This is a genomic window from Paenibacillus sp. P4_E11 (genome assembly GCF_056401635.1).
Map to the genome: position 1 here is coordinate 41696 of NZ_JBFUIX010000029.1, position 24205 is coordinate 65900.

Sequence of the window (24205 nt, forward strand, 5' to 3'; positions counted from 1 at the left end):
ATCCTATGAACATGTAAGTAATAGCTTAACGCCGAATTGTTAGGACAGCATCAACGTGATGTATAGATTTTGTAAAGGTATTCTATTCGTTATGGTGTTTACTTGATCGATTGATTAATATGGATCTGCCTGCTTCCCTGCTTGTTCAGCCTTTCTTACCGCTTGATCCGCCTCAGCACTGCCGGTATGTTCCTTTGCTTCACGCCTGACTTTCATCAAAGTATCTGACACACGTCGTCCGTATTCTGCATCCGCATTCGTGAAGTGCTTGATCATCCGGTTCTGGATTTCAGAATTGCACACCTTCAAGGCATCCACCAAATTACGCACCAGCTCGTCTTGCTCCCACTTCTCGAACGCCCGGTATGTGTCGCCCGCTTGTCCGAAATCATTGGTCTTCTCCAGCTTCTGCCTTACTAGATTCGCTTCGTAGCGAGGCTTGTGCTCTGCTCCTGTCGGAGGTGCTTCATGGAGTCCACCTAGCACAGATGGCTCGTAATTCACGTGTGGATTCTGATCCGGCGCCCTGTCCACCTTGAAGGCCATCTGCCCATCTCTCTGATTCGTAGCAACGTGTGTCTTGGGTGCATTGATTGGCAATTGCAAGTAGTTCGTCCCAACCCGGTGACGCTGTGTATCCGAGTAGGAGAATGTGCGGCCCTGCAGCATCTTGTCATCGGAGAAATCGAGACCGTCCACAAGAACACCTGTCCCGAACGCTGCTTGTTCCACCTCGGCGAAATAATTGTCAGGATTGCGGTTCAGTACCATTCGTCCAACAGGCAAAAATGGGAACTGCTCTGCTGGCCATAATTTCGTATCATCCAGTGGATCGAAGTCAAGTTCAGGGTGCTCGCCATCGTCCATAATCTGAACACAGAGTTCCCATTCCGGGTACTCACCTCGCTCAATCGCTTCGTACAAATCTTGTGTGGCGTGGCTGTAATTGAGCGAAATGATCCGATCCGCTTCTTCCTGAAGCAGGTTCTTAATCCCTTGGTTGATCGGTTCCCAATGGTACTTAACCAGCACTCCCTCCCCCTCTTTGTTGACCCACTTGTAAGTGTTCACACCAGAACCTTGCATCTGCCGATAATTGGCCGGAATCCCCCAGGGCGAGAACAGGAAAGTAACCATGTGCGTGGACTCCGGGGTCTGGGACAGGAAATCGAACATCCGCTCCGGGTCGTTCACATTCGTTACAGGATCTGGCTTGAAGGAATGCACCATATCGGGGAACTTGATTGGATCGCGGATGAAGAAGATCTTCAGGTTGTTGCCCACTAAGTCCCAATTCCCATCCTCCGTATAAAATTTCACCGCAAAGCCACGAGGGTCCCGTAATGTCTCCGGGGAATGCGCGCCGTGCACCACGGTGGAGAATCGGACAAACACGGGTGTTTGTTTGCCTTGCTCTTGAAATAGCTTGGCCCTCGTATACTTCGATACCGGCTCTTCGCCCACATTTCCGTAAGCTTCGAAGTACCCGTGAGCGCCAGCACCACGTGCATGTACGACACGTTCGGGAATTCGCTCCCGGTCGAAATGCGAGATTTTCTCGATGTAATGGTAGTTCTCTAATGTAGTTGGCCCTCGGCTGCCTACCGTCCTCACATTCTGGTTATCCTTGATCGGATGTCCTTGGCGATTCGTTAGTGTTAGATGATCGTTTTGATTGTCATTCATGCGTGGATGGCTCCTTTGCTGCAAATTTTCATTGGTATTATTGGCGAATATTGGAGTCAATATGCAAATGAACTGCTAGTCAAATCTGGTTCGCGACTATATAATGGAGTAGAAGAGACGAAGAACGTCCCGTTCCATTCTAACGAGTGGAACCGGGACGTTTTCTATTTGTTAGGGGGCTGGGGTAATGAGTTTTKATGAAATGCATGCCGCTTTTATCAAGTATCATCTAAATCGTAGAACTGGGGAGCGCCGCGGGAGACTTGAGCGGGGGCATCAACACGGCGAAACGTTGTTCCTACGGAATGCATGGTGGCCATTGTTGGGACACTTCGAGCAGTTGCATCCCGAATATGAAGTACTTGATTGGCGGGGCAGATCGTATTTTGCTGATTTTGCTTGGCTGTCTGAGTCTGGTCTCGTGAAGCTCTTGTTTGAAATCAAAGGGTATGCTGCACACGTTCGCGGGATGGATCGAAACAAATACTGCAATGAGCTGAATCGAGAAACGTTTCTGCGTGCCATGGGGTACCAAGTCATCTCATTCGCCTATGATGATGTCGAACAGCGGCCCGAACTATGTATCACGTTGCTGCGTATGGTGTTAAGTCGTTATCAATCGAGCCAACCTCCAGTTTCTCGAGCGCTGCTGGCGGAGAGAGAGATCATCCGGTTCGCGATCACTCTAGCTCGGCCACTTCGCCCGATCGATGTGGAGAAGCATTATGATGTGGACCACAAGACAGSGGTTCTGATGCTCACCAAGTTGTGTGCGAAGGGCTGGCTGAATCCTTCTCAAAGCGGCAAGGGAGAACGTGTAGTCCGATATGAGCTGGCGCGTGGTATGCTTGATTACTTGGACTAAGTTAGGCCGTGCTCGGCTCGGGTTTGGGCTTGGCTCGAGTTTGGCTCGTGCTGGGCTCGGCGCAACTTGAACTAACAGGAAAACCTCCTGTTATTTCTGGTATTTGAGTAAATTTATTCTAATTAACAGGAAAACCTCCTGTTAATTTTGCCGAATTCACCGAATTCTCATCAAATGGCTGAATTTACCGGGAGGTTTTCCTGTTATTTGTCGATTTTGAGAGAATTCGCTTAAAATAACAGGAGGTTTTCCTGTTAGTAAAGGTGAGTGAAGGAAGAAACTTTAATCTCTCAACAGTTCAGATATGAAAAGCCAATTAGTCTCTATAGTCCGTTGGTTGGTTAGTTTGAATTGATCAATAGCTCAGTTAGCTCAATTAACATGGTTAGCTTGGTTAGCTAAGTTAACTTGATTAGCTCAGTTAGCTCAGTTAGCTCGGTCAGCACGGTTAGCTCAGTTAGCTCAATTAGCTCAATTAGCTCAATTAGCTCGACAAAGACTTAACTGGACTTGCATGACTCTTCTCTACAGACACGGCAAGTCACAACAAATAGACCGCGCTCGTGTAAACGAGGCGGTCCAAGTATGAAAAGCAAACAACCCTTACAACGAAACTACTTGCCCTCCCGGTATCTCCACAACATCATTCCCCGCGCTAACCCACACAGATATAGCAGACGGGTTGTGGATGAAGCGCCCCGACACCGAGAATCTCAGCTGCTCCACAGCTTTCATATAAGCTACTATATCGGCGTTCGTCGCATACCAGATATCATCTCGGCCGCCAACCAGCTCACCGAACTGATCGAGCAACTCCCAATTATTGTCGTTATCGAATTCATAACTGTGACCCCACACGTAGAGCAAATGCATACGGCTATGGCGCGGCTGTAGCTCGACGAAGCTCTTGCCTTGCTCGACCATCTGCTTGTGATGGCAAGTAGGATCCCAGAGCAGCAAGTTCGACGGCATCCGGTATGTTCCATGACTGTTAGTCGTTCGAGCATACTCGATACCGACAGCAGGAAGCGTCTGTACGACGCGGTCACTCCAATTCCCGAACGGGTAACTCATACCTCGTACCGGATACCCGACTAGCGCTTCCAGTGCAGCCCGATCCTCCATGAGCTCCATCACGATCCGATCCGGCGGCGTTTGATCAAGGAAAGGGTGACGAACTGTATGAGCCGACACTTCATGGCCCTGGAACAAATCGGCCACCTCTTCGGCAGCTACAAAATGATCCTTACCAAGATTGCCAGAGTTCAGATGAAACGCACTCTTCAATCCATATGTATTCAGCTTCTCTACTAATCTTCGGTCTTGCGTCCGGCCATCATCAAAGCTTAAGGTCAATGCCTTGGACTTCCCCCCAGGGAAGCGATCATAACGAATATGCATGTCTCTCACTCCTCTTATCGATTACGGTATCATCAGGTTGCACATAGTTGTCTTGTCCACTATATCACGCCTGCCGTATCACCGAAAACAAAAAAAATCCCGAAGCCGTATCGACGGCACCCGGGATTGGAGCTCACTTATTCTGATAGATTACGCATTCTTGCTAGCAGGTACTTTCGCAAAGTGAGTAGCAACCTTGCGAATTGCTGCTACAATTTCCTCGATATCCTGCTCGGTAAAAAATTCGTTCACACCAAAGCGGATTGCTGTCTTCAAGATCGCTTCGGCATGCGGGCAATCGCCTTCGTTATAGGAGACGTCCGTTAAGTCGAACGGGAAATGACTACCCAGATAGGCTTGTCGATTCTGGAACATCGGCTGCATGTACATCACGTTGTTAATATAACCAGCCTGGTTCGGAATACCTTCAGCAGCCAACGCCTCATGAAACTGTTGACGTGTGCAAGTTAATTGAGATTCGTCGATACGCATCATGTAGAACCAGTAAGAGCTGTAATTGCCTTCTACCACCTTGTGTGGCTCGATGCCCGGCAAGCCGCTGATCCCTTGCGAGATACGGTCGCCGAACTTGTGACGCTGCTCACAAATCCACGGCATCTTCTTCAATTGCGCAATCCCGACTGCTCCTTGCAGCTCAGTCATCCGATAGTTTGGAGCCAAGTAGTTTAGATCCTTTTGCACTTGATCGCCGAACCGCTTGAAGTTTTTGTCCGCGAATGCATGCGTCGTCAAGTAATCTTGCTCGTTGCCCGAATTGACTGTTACAATACCACCATCACCCGTCGAGATGTGCTTGAAATCGTTCGTGCTGAAGCAGCCGTAATCGCCAATCGTACCAGCCAAGCGACCTTTGTATTTGGTCAAATAGCTCTGTGCGCAATCCTCGATCACTTTCAGATTGTGCTTGCGTGCGATCGCCATGATCGGATCCATATCAGCTGGATTACCTGCCAAGTGCACAACAACAATCGCCTTCGTGCGTGGGGTAATGCGCGCTTCAATCGATTGCGGGTCCATGTTATATGTGTTCGGATCGAGATCGGCGAATACCGGAATGGCATTCTGGTATAAAATCCCGATCAACGTTCCTTGATCCGTAATCGGGCTCGTAATCACTTCGTCGCCGACTGTAATACCTGCCGCGCCAAGTGCAACGTGAATCGAAGCAGTACCGGATGACGTGGATACACTGTATTGGACCCCATACAACTCATTGAAGTCGCTTAGAAACTTCTTGACCTTGTGTCCGAAATGGTAGAATAGCGTATTCTGCTCCAGCGCTTCTAGCAATTCCTTAGCCTCGTCCAGTCCAAAACGCTTGCCTGTACCGAAAGGTGTAGTCTTCGTCTTAGTTCCGCCTAGAATGGCCAATTGTCCATTACTCATCACGCGTATCTCCTTTGTAATCACAATTTTGCCTTCATTATAGCCCCAGACAAAAACGGTTACGCGCCATTTTGTATAGGAAAATAGGTCAAAAATTGCTACAATACAAGTTAGAAACGACTAGCACCAAAAGTTCCCCTCAAGGAGTGTTCGTTATGACAACCTTCCCCATCTTCCAGGACAGCGTGCGTCTGAATATGTTCAAAAAAGGAGAACTCCCTTTATTCATGAGGCATTACAACCTGCTGAACGGATACCCGAATCATCATCATGAATTCGTCGAGTTGTCGCTAGTCACAGCGGGTAGTGGAACGGGAGTCATTAACGGAGCAGAACATCGTATGAAACCGGGCAGCATCTGCCTGTTGCTACCGCATCATCTGCATGCCATGAAGTTGGAAGAGGGACAGTATTTGCAAAAATTCACTTGCATGTTCGATTTGAACTTACTATTCCAACCGGAGTTCGCTGAGATTGGCCAATGGCTGTCCAAGCTTTCCGACGAGCTGACGCCGTTCTACGATATGCCCGATGAATCATTCGAATCAATCAGCACCGTTCTCTACTCCCTGCTACATGAGTACGAGTCCAACAGGCTGGGCAAACAAGGGGTTATGCGCATCAAACTACTCGAAACGATCTACCATTTCTTCCGCAGCCACCCAGGATTTTATCAATTCCCTCAACCGACAATCTCGCAACCGATGGAATGGGAGTTTATCAAATACGTCAACACGCACTTCATGGAGGAATCCTTGTCGCTTGAGCATGTGGCCGATCGGTTCAACGTCAGCGTATTCGTCGTCCGTAATTCGTTCAAGCGATTACTAGGCAAAAACTTCCTTGAATATTTACACCTGCTGCGCATTCGTCGGGCGTCCAGCCTGTTGGCAGCCACAGATATGTCCGTAGCGGAAATCGCCTACGATGTGGGTTTCTCGTCCATACGTTCCTTCACTCGTGTGTTCAAGGAAACGAACGGAATGAGCGCTACCGACTACCGAATCGCCAATAGCGCAACCGATTAGCTCCCTCCACAAAACAGGCGAACATCGCCCGAACCGAATGCAAATACTGCTCGCCCGAGGTTTCGAATTCATTCCCCGAACGCAGACCGTCAATAAAATGCTGTTGGGTTGCGATCGCACCGCCTCCCTTCCAGCCGTCACTCGGGATAACATACATCATGTTGGAGCTCAATGCCGCCCCGCGGCGTAACCCATATACCGCCGTTCTCATCGAGTCTCAGCATGCCCTCAGTACCTTCGACCGTCATCGTCCCATAAGTCGGGCATCGTACTTGCTCTACATAGGTCACCCGATTCGCATCATACAACCCCGTCACGCCGCTACTAAAATTTAAGTGAACAATCGCCATATCTTCTCCGCGAATCCGTTTATTGACAGTCTTGATCTGACAACAAAAACAACAACAACGAGGGCTGTCCCCCTTGGTCGATTAAGACCTGGGAACAACCCGTTAACTGTTCATGCCTATCTAATTCGTCTTCTTGCTACCAAGCATACGCCTTAGGAGCGTCGCCTCCTGGTCCTGGGAAAAGTACATCTAACTGCTTCAATACTTCTTCCTCTAGCTTGATCTTAACCACACGCAGAGAGTCCTGGAACTGTGCCAGTGTACGTGGTCCGATAATAGGTCCTGTCATTGCTGGATGGATGAGCGTCCAAGCTAACGCGACATTAGCCTCGCTCTCACCGAGCTCCTTACAAAGCTTACTGTAAGATTCCAATTGGCTCCGGCGTTGCTCGGCACGGGCCTGATTACGTTCACCTCGGGAGCCTTGAGCTGGGTTCAAAGCGTTCCCGCCTAGCAGCCCTCCGTCAAGCGGACTCCACGCAATAACCCCTATGCCGAATTCTTCAGCGGCCGGCAGTACTTCCAGTTCGGGCAATCGGCACATCAAGCTATATTTGTGCTGCTCCGATACTAGTCCGAGGAAATGCCGGTTTTTGGCTTCATACTGCGCCTTCACCAAATCCCGACCTGCGAAATTGCTCGCTCCGACATAGCCGATCTTCCCTTGATATACTTGAATCCGGAACGCTTCCCACAATTCTTCCCACTGTACGCTCCGATCTACGTGATGCATCTGATACAACTCGATATGATCCGTCTGCAAACGCTTGAGTGATCCTTCTAAGTGACGGCGAATCCTGTAGGATGACAACCCCCGAGCATTAGGACCATCAAGCGGGTCCTCCATATCTCCGAACACCTTTGTTGCTAACACGACTCGTTCCCGACGTCCTCCGCCTTGGGCGAACCAGCGACCGATGATTTCCTCCGTCTTCCCTTTCGCTCCCGCGCCACCATAGACGTTCGCCGTATCGAAAAAAGTAACGCCAGCATCCAAGGCAGCATCCATTATCCGGAATGCTTCTTTCTCATCCGTATCGACACCGAAGTTCATCGTCCCCAAGCAAAGCCTGCTCACCTTCAACCCTGAACGTCCCAAATACGTGTACTCCACGAGAAACTACCTCCTACTGAATCGGATTTGATTCCATTGCCTGCCTTACACACAGAATGTTACACCATTCCTATAACTATAACATGGTTCTACAGTCATAGATTGTGAGTCAGCTCCCCCTTACTTCTAAGGGTGGGTATTCCCCCAGGCGATATCCAGACATCACAAGATCCGAGGAAGGATGCGCTTAACCGCCGCCGTTATCTGCTCCGCGTACACCGCATCACCGCCAGGCATGCCTAAATGGGTATCATCCCAACTCCACTTCGCGGATGCGACTGCTACTTCGATTCGGGCGCCAGGAGGCGGAACGTCCCGCGTGAAGGCGAGTCGAGACGGTATAAAGCGATACATCATCTTCGGGTTGCGGCTGCGGCCGTCCCAATTCGCAATCGTCATGTCCGCGTCCTCCAGGTCGGGACGGAAGGTAATGGCATAACCGCCTTCGATGCGGCATCCGTGGCCATAACGTTCCTTGCCGTCCACGACGACCGACCAATGGCGGTTCATCGTGCCTGTCGCTGCGCCGATCTCCTGACTCGATGCCGTTAGAAGTTCATACTGCGATACCCCTGTCGATATGACCGACGATTCTGCGCCGATATAGACGGGGGTGTCGTGTCTCTGCGCATATTGCCATTCCAACAGCGGGCGATAGATTGGAATAAGCTCCAGTCCCTGTTCATGCGCAAGCTGTCTGAGCTTCTCCGGGTAACCGATCAATAGCCGTGTATAGAAATTACACATCCCCGTCTCCACCAGGGTGATGACCACATCCGGATTGACAGCCCGAATAGTAGCGATCATGCGGGTCAGCCGTTCGGCGAACCCATCGATGCGCTTGATGCGCGCCGTCTGCCCAACGAATGCTTGTACATCCAAGAGGATACTAGTAGGCTCGAGCAGATCGATGAATGTCGCAGTGCAACACTGTTCATCCCAATGCTCGATAATCCGAGCCAGCACATTCCGGTTATCGCCGAAGTAATCACCGATAAGAACAAGATCGCCCGGCTTCACGCCGCAGAAGGAAGCATTCGTGCGATCAAAAGTGACGCTCCTCTCCGAGACGGCTGCTACGATTAACTCGGCTGTCTCAACATCGTAACGATTCATGCCTGCGAAGCGGCATTCCTTGAGCCACAGTGCAGGAGTACGAAGCAGCTCATCCTTCGACACGCCTGCGATATGACGTGAGGCGACGAAGCCGTTCCCCTCGTCCCAATCATCGTTCGTTCCTAGTCCCAGAATGACGATGTCGGGCTTCCAGGCCGCAAGACGCTCCGCGCTGCGCAGTCCGGGATCGGAGTTGAACAGCTTGGTTGTCCACCCTCCGATTCCGGCATTCATTAGGTGGTGATACCTATTCGTCGCCATATTGACGATTAGCCCCGGTTCATGTTGCGATTGTTCTGCGCCGGGGGCTTGTCCAGGCCCCACAATTCTTAGCTCGAACACACGCTGGACGCGACCGGCGAACCGCCAAGTTCTCACCGCTCGGCTGTCGCTCTCACGGTAATCTAGGCCGCTGCTAACAGGTACCGGGCGCGCAGGATCATAGGCGATCCCGCCATCGCCGAAGCGGCTCTCAAGCGGCGAATCCAGCCGTTCCTCTATCTCCCCGACCGTAGTCTTAGCATAAGCGACCGACTCACCGTAGCTGTACGATACATCGATGACCGTTCCCTCCGGAGGCGGCTCACGGAACCACAATGCATGGCTCACTACGGGACGGTCGTTGCCTTCCGACACGTAGCGTCGAATGACCATCCACTCGTGCGCTTCGGGGAACACGGCCCCGTAACCGCGCACATTGAGCGCGCCAGCCGTTACTCGGCCGTCGACGAGCACCTGGTGCCCGAAGGTGAACGGGCGCCCCAGATCGAATCGCGTCGTCTCCCCATCGCCGACGAACCGAAGCTCCGCTGCGCCGACAGTCGCCTCAGCCACAGCACTAGGTCCGTAATCGAACGTATCGTACAACTCTCCGTCTACATACAGCCCGACCGCGGCCGAAGCCCCGCCGCGCTCCGCAGCCAGCACGACGCTCAGCTCGTCACCCACAAGCTCGAAGCGCACTGCGCTTCCCTCGCCAAGCAGCTCCAGCGCCTCGCCGCTGTAGAACTTTCGGCTCTTCCGTACGCGCGATCGGCCGACCACGGTCATCTCCGCCGCCAGGATCGTCTCTGCATACTGCGTGCGCATTAGCGTAGCGACCGTACCGACGAAGCCGTCGTCCAGCATACCATCGCCCCAAGTAATACTGTCTCCCGCGAAGGCGACACGCAGAGCTCGATCGGGGATGACTTTCTTGGTTTGCATGCTCACTTTCCCCCTGTTGCACTCTATGTGTTTCATTTTGCGCGTAGCTTCGCGCTTCTTCGGCCCACTATGGCCGATTTCGAGGCTGTCGATTCATTTAAGCAAGCACAGGCGTTCCGAGTGAAAAAGGAACCTTCTGCACAAACATCTTGTCTGAACCTCCTGATTTTAAAAGGGATTAAGCGGTATGGAGGTTCAAGCCAAAACTCGCCAGGGTCCTCTTTTCCACTTTCCACTCCTTTTGTACACAGTTAATCGACAGCCTCAAAAATCGTCTTACAGCCCGAGTTTCTCCCGCCCACAGCGCTGTAAGACGGAAAAATCGTCTTACAGCTCAAGTTTCTCCCGTCGACGGCACTGTAAGACGGAAAATCGTCATACTGCCCGAGTTTCTCCCGCTCACAGCGCTGTAAGACGGAAAAATCGTCTTACAGCTAGAGTTACACCCGCCCACCGCGCTGTAAGACGGAAAATCGTCTTACAGCTCGAGTTTCTCCCGTCGACGGCGCTGTTAGACGGAAGTTTCCAGCTAAAGAGTTACAGCCAGTGCTTCGCGCTCCTTCGGCCCTTTAAGGCTCCACATTGCCCGGCTCGCACCGCTGCGCGGTCGCACGAGAGAAATAATCGTCCACCAGCTCCAGCCCGAACTCCGCGATAACATCTTGGACGCTGAACGCGTCGGACTCGCTCGACAGCAGCACGGCGCCCAGGAACCCGGGATCATGGATGATCACGTCCCGTCCGTACTTCTGTTTGATCGCCTGGAAATGAGCGCCGTTCTGGTCAATATGGATGACAGCACGATCCATGTTCACCTGAGTCGTCACAAACGGATAGTAGTTCGTGCTCTGGGCAACTGTCTCGCCAAGCGGCGATACGATCGAGCATGGCAGACTCGCGATCGCTCCTGCGAAGTAGGAACGGCACGAATACGCCCAGTACCCTTGCATCAGCCCGCCATGATACATCGACGGGAACACGATCAGATCAGGGCGGGCCGCTTCATACTGTCGACGCAGCTCCTCGAAGTTCAGATCGAAGCAGATCGCCGCCACCACCCGGCCGAAGTCGCACTCGAAGATCGGCGCCGACTTTCCGTACAGAATCCCGCCCTCGGTCCGTTCGGCTGGAACGAGGTGGTTTTTGTGATAGACCCCCATCACTTGTCCGTCTCGATCGATCATCTCCATCGCATTGCGCCAGCTGCCATCCTCCATCTGAAGGTGAGCGGGATATGTAATGTAGCAGCGATGTCGAGCCGCGGTGTCAGCCAGGAAGTCCCGCACCTGACTGCCGCGTGTTGCATAATACGCCATCCGCTGCTCCTTCGGATACGTCCCTTTGGACGGCCGATCGCACGCCTCCGGCAGCACGATGATATCCGGCTGATCCGGCAATACCCGCTCCAGCATGCTGCTCCAGTGCGCTATCATCTGATCGACCGCCTGCTGAGGCGGAACGTCCGACGCTACCGGCAGCGGCTGTGGTCCCAGACAGCTGATTGTTACATAACGAGACAACCTAATCGACCTCCTTCTTTTCCTCGCGCAACGTTTGCGATTGCGACTGCGCCAGCAACTGCGGTTGTGCCTGAACCATCTTCTCTGGCTGGTTTTCTTGCAACATGTCCTTGGCCCCGCTTTTGAACTCGCGCAATGTACGGCCGAATGCGCGTCCCAGCTCCGGCAGCTTGCTTGGCCCGAACAGCAGCAGTGCGATCAATACGACAAGAATGATTCCCGACGTTCCAATATTGGGCATTTGAATCCTCCGTCAATAGAGTTTGGAAAACGAACTGAATTCTAGTGCAGGGGCCCTTGGCAGGGGCCCCTGTACGAAATCTTAATTTTTCTTAAATCGCTCATACGCTGTATTGTATATAGTCATGAACTCGTCGACCTTCACTTTCTTCAGGCCAGCCACAAAGTTATCCCATTCGGAGAACGGCAGTGCGCCAGTGACGAACTTCGTCTCGTATTCGCTCATGTAACTATACAGATCAGAGCGGAGCGTAGAGAAGCGATCGTTCTCTTCCTTCGTGAAGTTGAAGGCCGGCCATACGTCCTTGATAATATAAGGCTTCACCTTGTCGGCGGCTTCCTTCGAGTCCGGTTGACCTTCAGAGCCCATATAGTACTTCTCGAATACGAGCGATGGGGCTCCGCCTCCTGGATATGAGGTGTATTTAGCCAACGCTTGGTCCTGAGACAGACCTTGCGGATTTTTCGTAATCTCATCCTTGAACTGGATTTTGCCGTCCGGTCCCTCGGTATAGGTGACGTCCTTGATGCCGAGCAAGAGCGATTTGCTTCCTTCTTCACTATAGAAGTAATCGATCCAACGGACAAGCGCTTCTGGATTTTTCGCCTTGTCCGTAATAACGAACGCACCAATCTGCGGGACGGACGGGTTCATCATGGAGTACAGCTGGTCGCCCTTCGGACCTTTGAACGCCGGTGCTCCTACGAAGCCTTGCAGGTTCATCGAAATTCTCGGATTCCCCGCAACGAGCGAGCCGTAGACGTTCTTGCTAGCCTTCGCATAGAAGTCTGCGGTCTTCTGTGTGAAGATGTCTTTATCGATCAGGCCTTCCGAATACAGCTTGTTCGCGAATTGCAGCAGTTCCTTATACTTTGGCTCAGAGCCATTGAATAGAAGCTTGCCCGTAGCCGGATCGTCATCCACGTATTGGTGAGTATTGCCGTGCTTCATCATCCCGAACGAGCCCTTCAGCCGTTGGATCAATTGCGGCAGACCTACGCTGCTGTATGGAATTTCGTCCTTCTGGCCGTTCTTGTTCAGGTCGGTCTCCTTAACGGCTTTCAGATATGTGTAGAATTCGTCGAGCGTAGTCGGTTCCTTCATGTTCAGCGCCTTCAACCATTCGCCGTTCAACCAGAGCCGCGGCCCCATGTTCTGCGAAGTGAAGCTCGGATCGAACACCCAAGGGAATGAGTAGATGTTGCCATCCGGCATCGTAACCGCCTTCTTCACCTGCGGGTTCGTGCTCATCAGTTTTTTGAAATTCGGCGCATACTTGTCGATCATGTCATTCAGCTTGATGAACACGCCCTGTGACCCGTATTTCATGACGTCGAGGTTCAAGATGGAGGATTGGTAGAACGCATCCGGATAATCGCCGCTTGCTAACGCCAAATTGCGCTTCTCCCCGATCGTATCGACCGGATTTAACTGGAAGTTGACCTTGATATTCGTCATCTTCTCGTATTCCTGCCATAGCTTGAGCTGGCTCCAGTCGTTCGCAGCCGGCGCCGGCTTCCCGGTGAAGAACGTGAAAGTGAGCGGTTCCTTAACGATCGGGAATCCGACCGTGTTCACCTTGTCATTGCCTGCCGCGGAAGGCGCTGGCGTACTGTCACCAGACTTCGTATCCGATCCTCCGCAAGCCGCCAACGTTCCGACCAAGCTCAAGACGACCGCACCTGACAGTGCCCTTTTCATTGTTTTCATTTACATACCCTCCCTAATTTTGGTTAGCTCTCACGAATCAGCCCTTCAACGCGCCAATCGTAATCCCTTGCACGAAGTATTTTTGCACGAACGGATAGAGCAGCAGCATCGGCAAATTCGCCACCATGATGACCGCGTATTTAATCGTTTCCGATTCCAACAGCTTCTGGGCGAACGAATCCTCCTGTGAACTGACCAGCTCGTTCATCTCGTTGTTGACGAGAATCTCGCGCAGGATGAGCTGCAGCGGATACGCTTCCCGGTCCTTCAGATAGATCAGCGCGGAGAAGTATGAATTCCAATGGCCTACACTATAGAACAAGATCATGACAACGATGATGGGCATGGATAGCGGCAAAACGATTCTTAGCAGCGTCCGGAAGTGGGAATACCCGTCGATTGCCGCCGCCTCCTGAAGCTCATAAGGGATCGTAGTCTGGAAAAAAGTACGCATGATGATGACGTTGTACACCCCGACCGCACTAGGCAATATGAGCGCCCATACCGTGTTGATCATCCCGAGATTTTTGACTAGCAAATAGGTTGGGATGAGTCCGCCGCTAAAAAACATCGTAAATACCATAATGGCCGTAATGACACTTTTGCCGTAAAAGTCTTTGCGAGACAACGGAAACGCGGCGCAAATCGTCATAACCAAATTGATGGCCGTTCCCAAAACGGTATAGTAAATCGTGTTGGCGTAGCCGTTCATAATGTCATGGTTAGATAACACCTTCCGATACCCTTCGAAGTTCAGCCCTTTCGGCAGAAACCACATCTCACCATTAATGACGGAGACGGGATTGCTGATCGAAGCGCTGATGACGAAGATAAGCGGGTATAGTACGACGATGACGACACCGACGAGCAAGACGATGATCATTGCTTCTACCCAGTTGTCCGAGCGATTATGAATTTCCATCGATGTCCCTCCTACCACAGACTCGTTTCGCTGACCCGGCGGGCAAAGGCGTTCAGCAAAAGGAGCAAAATGAAATTAATGACCGAATTGAATAAACCTACTGCTGCAGAGAAGCTGTACTTGCCGCCTAGTAACCCGTTCTGGTATACATAGGTGGAAATGACGTCGGACGCCGGTTTATTGACGAAATTCTGCATCAGGAATATTTTCTCGAAGCCAACACTCAACAAGCCCCCGACGCTTAAGATCAGAATGATGACCGCCGTCGGCATAATGCCTGGAACATTAATGTGCCATATGCGCTGGAACCGATTCGCTCCATCGACCTTCGCCGCCTCATGAAGCTGCGGATCTACACCAGAGAGGGCCGCCAGATAGATGATCGAGCTCCACCCCATGCCTTGCCATACCCCGGAGAATACATAGATCGTCTTGAACCACTCGGGTTTCTCCATGAACTTGATTGGCTCGAATCCCAGGAACTGAACGAAATGGTTAATGAAGCCGCGTTCAGGATGGAGGAACATGAAGATCATCCCTACAACCACAACGGTGGACAAGAAGTGTGGCGCGTATGTGACCGTCTGGACGAACCGCTTGAACGGTTTCCAGCGAACCTCATGGATGAGCAGGGCGAGGATGATCGGCACAGGGAAGCTGACGACAAGCGCATATAGGCTGATCAGCAACGTATTGCGGATGACGCGCCAGAAGTAGTAACTGTCGAAAAACGCTTCGAAGTGCTTGAAGCCAACCCAAGGGCTGCCCCAGATCCCCTTATTCGCTATAAAATCCTTGAAGGCAATCTGTACCCCGTACATCGGGATATACTCGAATATAATTAAATAGACAAGGACCGGTGAAATAATGATGTACAGCTGCCACGATTTGGCCATCTTGCGGAGCATGGCCCGCATGGAGAACGAACTTAAGCCCGTCTTCTGCGCTTTGTTGGATTTTCGTGAAGCGGATACCATAGACATGAGGATCTCCTCCGTTCTGAGCGTGTGTTAGGGATGCGCTCGCTTATGTATAGCTGCATTTATGCAAACGTTCTCAATTGCTCGGCTTGTACTTCGCCTTCGAGCTTAGCGCCGGCCAGGAACCGTTCCAACTCGTCGATCGAATATTGCGCGATCCGCTGCAGACCGTTGTTGACCGCTCCAGCGATGTGAGGCGTGAGTATCGCATTCGGCAGCGTGCGGAGCGGGTGATCCGGTCGGGGCGGCTCAGGATCGGTTACGTCGAGGCAAGCGAATAACCGGCCCTTCGATAGCTCCGTGACCAGTGCATCCTCGTCGATGATCGACCCTCGGGCCGTATTAATCAGAATGCAATCGTCCTTCATTAGCTGGAGACGCTCTGCATTGAACATGTGATTCGTCTCTGGAATCGACGGCGCATGGATCGAGACGACATCGGAGAGCGCGAGCAGTTCATCGAGTTCGGTCTTCCGCGCACCCATTTGCTTCGCTTGATCTGCGGTGATGAACGGGTCGTACAGGAGCACTTCGACCTCGAAACCTTGCAGTAGCTTAATATAGTGGGCGCCCGCGCGACCGCCGCTGATGACGCCGATCGTGACACCATACAGCTCGCGGATGTTCGGATCGTTCGAACTCCAGCCACTGGCGCGAGTATGCTGGGTCAATCTCCACATATTTTTGAGGGCGGAGATTGTGAAGCCAAGCGCAGTCTCAGCGACACCTCTGCCGAGCGGTGCTGTACAGTTCGTCACGCGAATTCCGCGATCCCACAGTTCAGGTGTCACAATTGGCTTGACCGTACCAGCCGCATGAACAACCAGCTTCAGATTCGGTGCGCAATCGAGCACCTCACGTGTAAGAGGTTGGACCCCCCAGGAAGTAATGGCAATGTCGGCGCCGGCAATCGTCGTCTTCATATCCTCCACCGTGCACACCCCGATTTGTTCATTCAACGCCAGCTCTCCATACTTCCGCAGCTGGTGCAGATACTGTTCGGTGAAGATGCGGTCGCGCTGTTGTTTGGCTTGCAGCATAGCAATTTTCATCATGGTGATTTCACTCCTATTTTGCTTGTTGGTTAATGGGCTAGCTCGCTTCTATAGAGCCGCGAACTTGCTTTCCGTCTGCTCGATCCGCTCTACTGTGCCTGCATGCCGGGAACGCTCTGCGGCGAAAACAAGTTGATGGCTCATGATCGAGCGATCGAGCGACGTTGTTGATAGGGTAGGGGCTTCCCCCCGAACGACACGGACGAAGTCCGCTACGAGGCGCAGATCGCCTCCTCCATGCATCTCACCGGATACGTTCAGCTTTACTGTTTCCTCGGTGCAATCCTCTCCTCCTGAGAGCGTCGGCTTGCGGATGACGAATGAACCTTCCTCCATAACGCCGTAGAGCTCCCCCTTCGTACCGAGAATATGGATCGTACGGCAAGGCTTCGCCGTCCCTCCCGTAAGATTGAAGGAGGCGGTTGCATGATTGTCGAACTCTACGTTCACCGTCTGGTGATCAGCTACATCGTTATCGCTATGCCAGACGCAGCGGCCGAACGGGCTGTCGGTTGCCAGCGTTTCTAGCTTCTCTGCTTCCGTCATCCGGTTGCCAGTGATGTACCCGTTCCAGACCGACCCCTTCCACAGTCCACGTTCTACATACAATCTGCGGGCTGAGTAGGGGCAATCAGCTTCGATGGCACAATCAGTCAAGCAACGCTTACCTGCTCCTTCCGGGGCCCGTTCGGGACGGAAGTAGGTCAATCCACCGAAGCTGCTTACCTTCGCCGGACTCGCCTCCCCCATCATCCAGGTTAGGATGTCTAGGTCATGACAGCACTTGGCGAGCAGCATCGGTGAACCGCACACTTGCTCATTGCCCCACTTGCCACGGATGAACGAGGTCGCCATATGGTGGTAGCTCACATTCTCCTCCATCGTGATATGGAGGATGCTGCCGATCTCTCCTTCCTCGAGCCTCTTGCGGATCTCGGAGTAGAATGGCGCGAACCGCAACACGTGGCAGATGACGACCGAGCGTCCGTGCTTTTGCGCACTCTTCTGCAGCTCCAGCACCTCTTCCTCGCTTATGCCGATCGGTTTCTCGAGCAGGAGATCGTAGCCCAGCTCCAGAAGCGGCAAGCTCGTCATCACATGATGTGCGTCCATCGTCCCGTTAATCGCAGCATCTGCTAACTTCGGCAGCGCTTTCAATTGCTCCACGGTTTCGAAACAATACTCCTCCTTAAGCGAGTACAATTGTGCTGCGAAGTTCCTTCTGACCAGGTCCGGTTCCACGACACCGACAACCTGCATCTCTTCCGGATGCATCCTGGAGTATGCTGCATACTGCATGGCACGGCTTCCGGCTCCGACGATCAACACCTTAACCGGCCTGATTGGGAACTTGCTTCGTTGAACCATGTGAGAGACACCCCTTCAATCCTCTTTAATTAAAAATGAACCAGAATGTCATATTTGATCCTTAAAATATTTCATTTCTTGTCATCTGGTATACTTTAGATTATAATCACCATATAAAACGGTGTCAATTTAAACTTTAATATTCAATATCTAAGCGTTTCACCCCAGTCTAACCAAGGACTTGGTGTCATTTTGATTCTAACTATACCAATTTCTCAGTTTATATCGCTCGGAGGTAACTTGATGAAAGCCAAGCGCTCAACATCCCGCAACCGATTGGAAGACATGATCACCACATTGAAACGTGAAATAGAAGTTGGCAATCGCCCGAATGGCGAATTCCTTCCATCTGAGCTGGACTTAAGCAAAATGTACCAGTTGAGCAAGAATACAGTGCGCAAAGGATTGGATGTGCTCGTCTCGGAGGGGCTGCTCGAAAAAATGCCACGCATCGGGGCACGCGTCACCCAGTCACGATTCCAGCCTTCGTCTGATGTCGTAACACTCCGCTTCGGCTACTATCACTCGCTCGTGAAGGAGACGAACATTCTGAAGCTAGTCGAGCAGTTCAATACGACACACCCTCATATCCAAGTCCAGCCCATTCCGGTCATGTTCCCACGTGATCGCGGACTGCTCGAACGAGGACTAACGGACCGCACCTTCGACGTTATGACCTTCAACTTATACAACTACGAGTTCCTGAGTGGGAGCGAGACAGAAAGGCGTTGTCTGGAGCCATTTCCTGCGAATGAAGACGTGTATTCCTTCCTCAACGCTCCCTTTCTGCAAGAAGRTGGAGTTCAGTACGTCAGGCCCTTCGTATTCACACCTGTCGTCCTGTTCTACAACAAGGCACATTTCCGTGAGTTTCGTCTTCCGGAGCCGGATAGCAGCTGGTCATGGGAGGATTTGCTCGAAGTGGGAAAGAAGCTGTCGGAAGGCAAGGACACCCTGGGGTTCTACTATCACCTGATGTCGGAGAACCGCTGGCCCATCTTCCTGTTGCAGAATGGTGTCCGCTTCGAGCGGGAGACGGACGGACGGATTTCATTTCGCCGCGATGAAGTAAAGACCGCGATCGAGGTGTGTACTGCATCGGCGCGCAGCCAATTCTTCTTGTCCGAGAGTGACGCAGATGCAGAGTCATTGTTCCTGAATGAGAAAGCGTCGATTATTATGGCAACGTATTCTTCACTCAATTCACTTAAGGATGCGAAGTTCGAGTATGATCTTGCTCCACTGCCCCATCTGAAAGAGCCGCGAACGCTGCTCGTCGCCATCGGTATTGCTGTGAATCGGGCTTCCGCCCACAGGGAGGCAGCCCAATTGTTCGCGGATTTCCTCTTATCAGAGGAGACCCAGATGTACATCCGTCAGCATACGCTTAGCTTGCCTAGTATGAAGCGAGCTGCGGAGTGGACCGGTGAAGAAGCACTGAAGCGACCTTACCGATTCCATATGTACCGCGAGATTGCCCACACTTTCCAACTATATAGCGACTTAGGGCTCTCCTGCAATGAACTGACCCGGATGCGTGATGAGCTTCGCTATTACTGGGCCAAGTTGGACGACTTGGATACCGTTCTGGAGCGAATGGAATCGAGTATTTAGCTGGAACGAAGCAAACCCGGCTTCATCAGCCGGGCTTCCGAACTCATTCCTTTAATGACTTGTTTGTGTCCCCACGATGGTCCCATCCGTATTGTTCGCGGGCACCCCATTCGTGATCCGCACCTTGGGCTTGATGGTTGCCGATAGCTCATTGACCCTCTGTGTACCATGCCCGCATAGGATGCCGACCGACCCCTGGATCACGGAGTCGTTCGCATTAATCGTCACATTGCGGTCAAGCGTAATATTCGATCCGACTCTAAATGGAGAGACGATCATTCAAACAAAAGGAATCCCGGTGTTCAAGAAGATGGTTGAATCGAGGCGCGTCTAATTGCCGTTGCCGCCGCCATTATTCGTATTGAATCGTTTGCCGTCCGTCGCGCTTGTAGGCGCACCGTTCTTGATGCGCAGCTGGCCCGAATTGTCTACCCACAGATGGTAATCGCCGAGTCGTAGATGCGGTTCGTTCCACGCCGACCCTCCAGATCCCACATGGCCGCCTACGCCATCGAGCAACAGACTGTCTTTCGTCTGTCCAGCGAGCTTGTAGCCCAAGTCCCCCTGGCTATCCTTGAAATCCAGCGTCCACTTGTCCGCCCCGCTGTCTTGCCATCTCTGACGGGTATAGTTGGTCAGGCTGGTCCGATTATATGTCTGGTAGAACGTATCGTGATACGTTGTACCGAATCCTTCGGCCGAGTACTGAATGCCATTAGTCCGGTCAGAGATACGTACGAACGGCTGATGCGCCGTATGATTGATTATTTGACGAGCCATGAACTGCTCGGCATCGGTAGGAGACATGTAATTGTTATCGAGCAGGATCACATTGTGGCTGTCATCGATCTTCGTGATCCGCACGACCGTCCACCAATCCTTCATGACTTTGTTCGCGTCATTATAGAAAAAGCGGCTGTTCATGATGGATAGATACTGCACTTGATCATCCACGATAACGACGTTCGACGTGCTGCCTGAATGAACGCCGTCAATGGTGATCAATCCCAGGCGATTGCTGGCATACACACCAACATCATGGCCTTCGAAGTGGCCGATGTTCAGCTTCACCTCTTGGGCTCGCCATCCGCAGTGAATCGCGACGGTTCCTTGAAGGACCGTGTCCCCGTTATTGATCTTCACGGTCTTATTCAACCGGATCCGATTGTTGACCGGATCGACTAACGTAATGACAGCAGGGGTGACTCTAGCCTGGCTCCCGACAAGCACGCATTCATTCGCCGTGAACTTGCTCGCGTCCGGCACAGGGACATAGTCACTGTCTGCAACAGCTGCCGTAGCGGTCGTCTGATAGTAGCGAACCCGGTTCTGAGAGACGTAAAATCCTCCTTGCCAGCCGACGAACTTCGGATTGGTGATCAGGATGGAGTTCGCCATCGACCCGCCCCCGCGTCCGTACAGGAAGGCATGACCGCAATACATGAACAAGCAATCGCTTACATGAATATTGCCCACATTGACCGTGAAGTTCGGCATATCGAGGGCATAGCCTTTTTGGAACTGCCGGAAGGAACAGGAATGGATCCTGACCTCGAAGGCATCAACCAATCGCACCCCGCTGCCGTTGTAGTGCGAGCCGCCCACCAGGGCCGTCGAATTCTGGAAGTAGACGCCTGTGATCCTGGAGCCAACCAACTTGGAGGAATACACGAGCGGATAATCCCCTGGTCGATGAATCTCATTCTTGATCATCAGATCGCTCAGCTCGAAGTTCGTGATCGTTCCCTGTACGGCCGGAGGTACAACGATCAACTGAACGTCCAGTACCGGATTCGTAAGGTGACGGTTGACCAGGTATGTAGACTGGAACCCTTCCCCGCGAATCGAGACGTAATGGTTCTTCACCTTCAGGTTCGTGACAACGTATTTCCCGGCAGGCGCATACACGGTACCGCCAACTCTAGCTTCCGCGATGTCGATCGCCTTCTGGAAGGCTGCGCTGTCGTCGGTGACGTTATCCCCCTTAGCTCCGAACCAGCGAACATTCAGGTTATCGACGTGCGTACGCTTGAAGCGTGCCCCGCTGACGGAGACGAATGTAATGCCGTTATCGTCGACGGTTGTCGTGTCGGCCGGATCGTAAGTAAATTCGCCTTCCCGATCCTTGTCCGTCACATAGTACACATTGCCAGCTACCGGAGAAGTCGTTCCAGTTCGCAAGTTGGCGATCGTCGTCACAATCACATCCGGACCGACTGTTATGGAAGAATTGCCGTATACAGACCCGGTTACCGTTTCTCCGAATACCTTCGGGCCGTTCAACACTGCGCCCGCTGTCGCAGCCAATGCACCTGCACCAAGCACAGCAAGCATTTTGCGCCRGCTGATCCCTTTTTCCCCCACCGTTTGCTCCAACTCGTTCATCAATAATCCCCTCGCTTCTTCATAATTCCGAGCGATTGTCAGGTGTTACGCCCGGGAATACCTGTCGTATGAAATCGAAGCCGCCGATCGATTGGCCAGGAGGGGGCAACTGTCGCCCCTTCCCGGCCTTTCGTATACGTGTCACCCCCTTCAAGCGTTGTTACTTCTTGTAGCGTTCGTAAGCAGCGTTGTACAAGTTGATGTATTCATCGACCTTCAGCTTCTTGAACCCTTCGATAAATTTATCCCACTCGGAGAACGGTGCAGAGCCGGATACGAATTTCGCTTCATATTCCCCGATGTAGTTGGCGATGTCCGTCCGTATCGTGTTCATCTTGTCATTTTCTTCCTTCGAGAAGTTAAAGGCCGGCCATACTTCCTTGATCAAGTACGGCTTGACCTTTGCAGCCGCTTCCAAGGAATCCTGCTGCCCCTCACCGCCTGCATAGTTCTTCTCGAATACGACAGTCGGAGCGGCCCCTCCCGGGTAAGTGACATATTTGGAAAGTGCCTGGTCCTGAGTCAAGCCCTGGGCATTTTTCGTAATGTCGTCGACCAATTGAAATTTACTGTCCGGGAGCTCTTTGTAGGTCACGTCTTTGAACCCGATCATCAACATGCGGCTGCCTGCTTCACTATAGAAGTAATCGATCCAACGGACGAGCGCCTCCGGGTTCGTCGCCTTGTTTGTAAGGACGAAGCCGCCTACGATCGGGACAGACGGGTTCACCATGGAATAGATCTGGTCGCCGGATGGTCCTTTGAACGCCGGAACCCCAACGAAATTCTGCAAGTTCATCGTTATACGAGGATTGGAAGTAATGACGGAACCGTATACATTGTTAGGCGCTTTAGCATAGAAATCTGCGACCTTTTGCGTGAAGATGTCCTTGTCGATCAGACCTTCGGCGTAAAGCTTGGCCACGTACTGGAGCAGTTCCTTATATTTCGGATCGCCCGGGATGAACCGTAGCTTGTTCGAAGCAGGGTCCACATCGACGAGCGGATGGGAATTACCACGATTCATTAGACCATAAGCTCCTTTGAGCCTTGCGATAAATTGACCCAGCCCTGCGTTCGGTGTCGCTCCGGAAGCGCTTATCGGAATTTCATCCGGCTTCCCGTTGCCGTTCGGATCTTTCTCCTTTACCGCTTTCAAGTATTGGTAGTATTCATCCAGCGTGGTCGGTTCCTTAATATTAAGCTTCTTCAGCCATTCATTGTTCACCCACAGACGCGGCCCCATGTTAAGCGAAGTAAAGTTCGGGTCGAATACCCAGGGGAAGGAGTAGATGTTACCGTCGGTCATCGTGATGGTTTTTTTGACCTGAGGATTTTCGTTCATCAGCTTCTTTAGGTTGGGCGCATACTTGTCGATGAGATCATTTAACTTCAGAAAGATTCCTTGGCTACCATAAGTCACAAGCTCCGTATTCGTTACTTGCGCCTGGTAGAATGCATCCGGATAGTCGCCGCTTACGAGCGAAAGGCTTCGTTTATCGGTTAAGGAGTCGGTCGGGTTCAGCTGGAAGTTGACTTTCACATTCGTCATCTTCTCGTATTCCTGCCAGAGCAGGATCTTGCTCCAATCCGCTCCTGCCACTGCCGCTTTCCCTGTGAAGAACGTTACATTGATCGGGTCCTTCACAATCGGGAACCCTGTCTGATTCACCTTGTCCGGTACCGCTGCACTTGGAGACGGGGTCTTGCCCCCATCGGACGATGAACCGTCTGTACCTCCAGTTCCACCGCAAGCTGCGGCCGTTAGAGCTAGAGAACCGATCATCGTGGCAGATAACACTGTTTTCAATTTCATGCAATTTCCTCCCCTTTTCATATGCACCTCTAGAGATCACTATGGATAAGATCGCAGCAGCGAATAGCAAGCGATCAAACTCCCGTTACAAGGTAATGATTATTAGAAATAACGTGGTGATAACGTCCAACACCCGAATAAAAGCGCTTACACAAATGTAAGGTTTCAATTCGCTGCTTCTTATTTCCCGCTTTCCGGAAAGTTGCATCGAATATCCGGTTATAAAAATGTTATAAGTGAACCACTTGTAGTTTGTTCGTGTTATTTCTATCATCTGGTATACTTTAGATTATATTTATGTAGTTTCCTACTGTCAATGCTATTTTTTAAGATCGATTTATCAGAGCCGCAAACAACCGAATCTACATTTCCAGACTATATATTCACCATCACTCCCACAGCTTTTACAAAAACATGACTC

At 51.9% G+C, this 24205-nt stretch carries 20 protein-coding genes; 3 read left to right on the top strand and 17 right to left on the bottom strand.

The window, feature by feature from the left end; translation table 11 throughout:
• Positions 1-114: 114 nt before the first annotated feature.
• Positions 115-1686, bottom strand: a complete 1572-nt coding sequence (locus AC1DWB_RS13565) for a catalase (RefSeq protein WP_477541603.1) — start codon at positions 1684-1686, stop codon at positions 115-117.
• 187 nt (positions 1687-1873) lie between these two features.
• Here AC1DWB_RS13565 and AC1DWB_RS13570 point away from each other — a divergent pair, with 187 nt between their 5' ends.
• Positions 1874-2551 carry a hypothetical protein gene (locus tag AC1DWB_RS13570; protein ID WP_477541604.1) on the top strand — a complete coding sequence of 226 codons (678 nt, stop codon included), beginning with the start codon at positions 1874-1876 and terminating at the stop codon, positions 2549-2551.
• Between the two features lie 603 nt (positions 2552-3154).
• Here the strand turns inward: AC1DWB_RS13570 and AC1DWB_RS13575 are convergent.
• Complete coding sequence (locus AC1DWB_RS13575; protein ID WP_477541605.1) at positions 3155-3952, bottom strand: polysaccharide deacetylase family protein; 798 nt, start codon at positions 3950-3952, stop codon at positions 3155-3157.
• A gap of 150 nt (positions 3953-4102) precedes the next feature.
• Complete coding sequence (locus tag AC1DWB_RS13580) at positions 4103-5359, bottom strand: DegT/DnrJ/EryC1/StrS family aminotransferase (protein WP_477541606.1); 1257 nt, start codon at positions 5357-5359, stop codon at positions 4103-4105.
• A gap of 155 nt (positions 5360-5514) precedes the next feature.
• Here AC1DWB_RS13580 and AC1DWB_RS13585 point away from each other — a divergent pair, with 155 nt between their 5' ends.
• Positions 5515-6387 carry an AraC family transcriptional regulator gene (locus AC1DWB_RS13585; protein WP_477541607.1) on the top strand — a complete coding sequence of 291 codons (873 nt, stop codon included), beginning with the start codon at positions 5515-5517 and terminating at the stop codon, positions 6385-6387.
• Here the strand turns inward: AC1DWB_RS13585 and AC1DWB_RS13590 are convergent.
• From AC1DWB_RS13590 to AC1DWB_RS13640, 11 genes are all read right to left on the bottom strand, one after another.
• Positions 6350-6547 carry a hypothetical protein gene (locus tag AC1DWB_RS13590; protein ID WP_477541608.1) on the bottom strand — a complete coding sequence of 66 codons (198 nt, stop codon included), beginning with the start codon at positions 6545-6547 and terminating at the stop codon, positions 6350-6352. The two genes, AC1DWB_RS13585 and AC1DWB_RS13590, sit on opposite strands and share 38 nt — an antisense overlap.
• Positions 6525-6737, bottom strand: coding sequence for a hypothetical protein (locus AC1DWB_RS13595; protein WP_477541609.1), 213 nt, complete (start codon positions 6735-6737; stop codon positions 6525-6527). Before AC1DWB_RS13595 ends, AC1DWB_RS13590 begins: the two co-directional genes overlap by 23 nt.
• Before the next feature lie 136 nt (positions 6738-6873).
• Entirely contained in the window at positions 6874-7851 is a 978-nt protein-coding gene (locus AC1DWB_RS13600; RefSeq protein ID WP_477541610.1) for an aldo/keto reductase, read from the bottom strand.
• A 162-nt stretch (positions 7852-8013) separates the two neighbouring features.
• Entirely contained in the window at positions 8014-10173 is a 2160-nt protein-coding gene (locus AC1DWB_RS13605) for a hypothetical protein (RefSeq protein ID WP_477541611.1), read from the bottom strand.
• Positions 10174-10742: 569 nt separating this feature from the next.
• Positions 10743-11693 carry a carbon-nitrogen hydrolase family protein gene (locus AC1DWB_RS13610; protein WP_477541612.1) on the bottom strand — a complete coding sequence of 317 codons (951 nt, stop codon included), beginning with the start codon at positions 11691-11693 and terminating at the stop codon, positions 10743-10745.
• 1 nt (position 11694) lies between these two features.
• Positions 11695-11934, bottom strand: a complete 240-nt coding sequence (gene tatA / locus AC1DWB_RS13615; protein WP_477541613.1) for a twin-arginine translocase TatA/TatE family subunit — start codon at positions 11932-11934, stop codon at positions 11695-11697.
• An 81-nt stretch (positions 11935-12015) separates the two neighbouring features.
• Positions 12016-13644, bottom strand: coding sequence for an extracellular solute-binding protein (locus tag AC1DWB_RS13620; protein ID WP_477541614.1), 1629 nt, complete (start codon positions 13642-13644; stop codon positions 12016-12018).
• A 37-nt stretch (positions 13645-13681) separates the two neighbouring features.
• Positions 13682-14566: a carbohydrate ABC transporter permease gene (locus AC1DWB_RS13625; protein ID WP_477541615.1), complete on the bottom strand. Its 885-nt coding sequence runs from the start codon at positions 14564-14566 to the stop codon at positions 13682-13684.
• An 11-nt stretch (positions 14567-14577) separates the two neighbouring features.
• Positions 14578-15483 (bottom strand): ABC transporter permease, encoded by a 906-nt coding sequence (locus AC1DWB_RS13630; protein WP_477541624.1) that lies wholly within the window; start codon positions 15481-15483, stop codon positions 14578-14580.
• Positions 15484-15608: 125 nt separating this feature from the next.
• Positions 15609-16601, bottom strand: coding sequence for a hydroxyacid dehydrogenase (locus tag AC1DWB_RS13635; RefSeq protein WP_477541616.1), 993 nt, complete (start codon positions 16599-16601; stop codon positions 15609-15611).
• Between the two features lie 48 nt (positions 16602-16649).
• Entirely contained in the window at positions 16650-17969 is a 1320-nt protein-coding gene (locus tag AC1DWB_RS13640) for a Gfo/Idh/MocA family protein (RefSeq protein WP_477541617.1), read from the bottom strand.
• 243 nt (positions 17970-18212) lie between these two features.
• Here AC1DWB_RS13640 and AC1DWB_RS13645 point away from each other — a divergent pair, with 243 nt between their 5' ends.
• On the top strand, positions 18213-19583 hold the full coding sequence (locus AC1DWB_RS13645) for an ABC transporter substrate-binding protein (RefSeq protein ID WP_477541618.1): 1371 nt from the start codon (positions 18213-18215) through the stop codon (positions 19581-19583).
• A gap of 51 nt (positions 19584-19634) precedes the next feature.
• Here AC1DWB_RS13645 and AC1DWB_RS13650 read toward each other — a convergent pair whose 3' ends face one another.
• The 3 genes from AC1DWB_RS13650 to AC1DWB_RS13660 all read right to left on the bottom strand — a co-directional run bounded on the left by AC1DWB_RS13650 (position 19635) and on the right by AC1DWB_RS13660 (position 23784).
• Positions 19635-19862, bottom strand: coding sequence for a hypothetical protein (locus AC1DWB_RS13650; protein ID WP_477541619.1), 228 nt, complete (start codon positions 19860-19862; stop codon positions 19635-19637).
• Positions 19863-19913: 51 nt separating this feature from the next.
• Positions 19914-21968 carry a glycosyl hydrolase family 28-related protein gene (locus AC1DWB_RS13655; RefSeq protein WP_477541620.1) on the bottom strand — a complete coding sequence of 685 codons (2055 nt, stop codon included), beginning with the start codon at positions 21966-21968 and terminating at the stop codon, positions 19914-19916.
• Between the two features lie 160 nt (positions 21969-22128).
• Positions 22129-23784: an extracellular solute-binding protein gene (locus AC1DWB_RS13660; protein ID WP_477541621.1), complete on the bottom strand. Its 1656-nt coding sequence runs from the start codon at positions 23782-23784 to the stop codon at positions 22129-22131.
• Positions 23785-24205 lie beyond the last annotated feature (421 nt).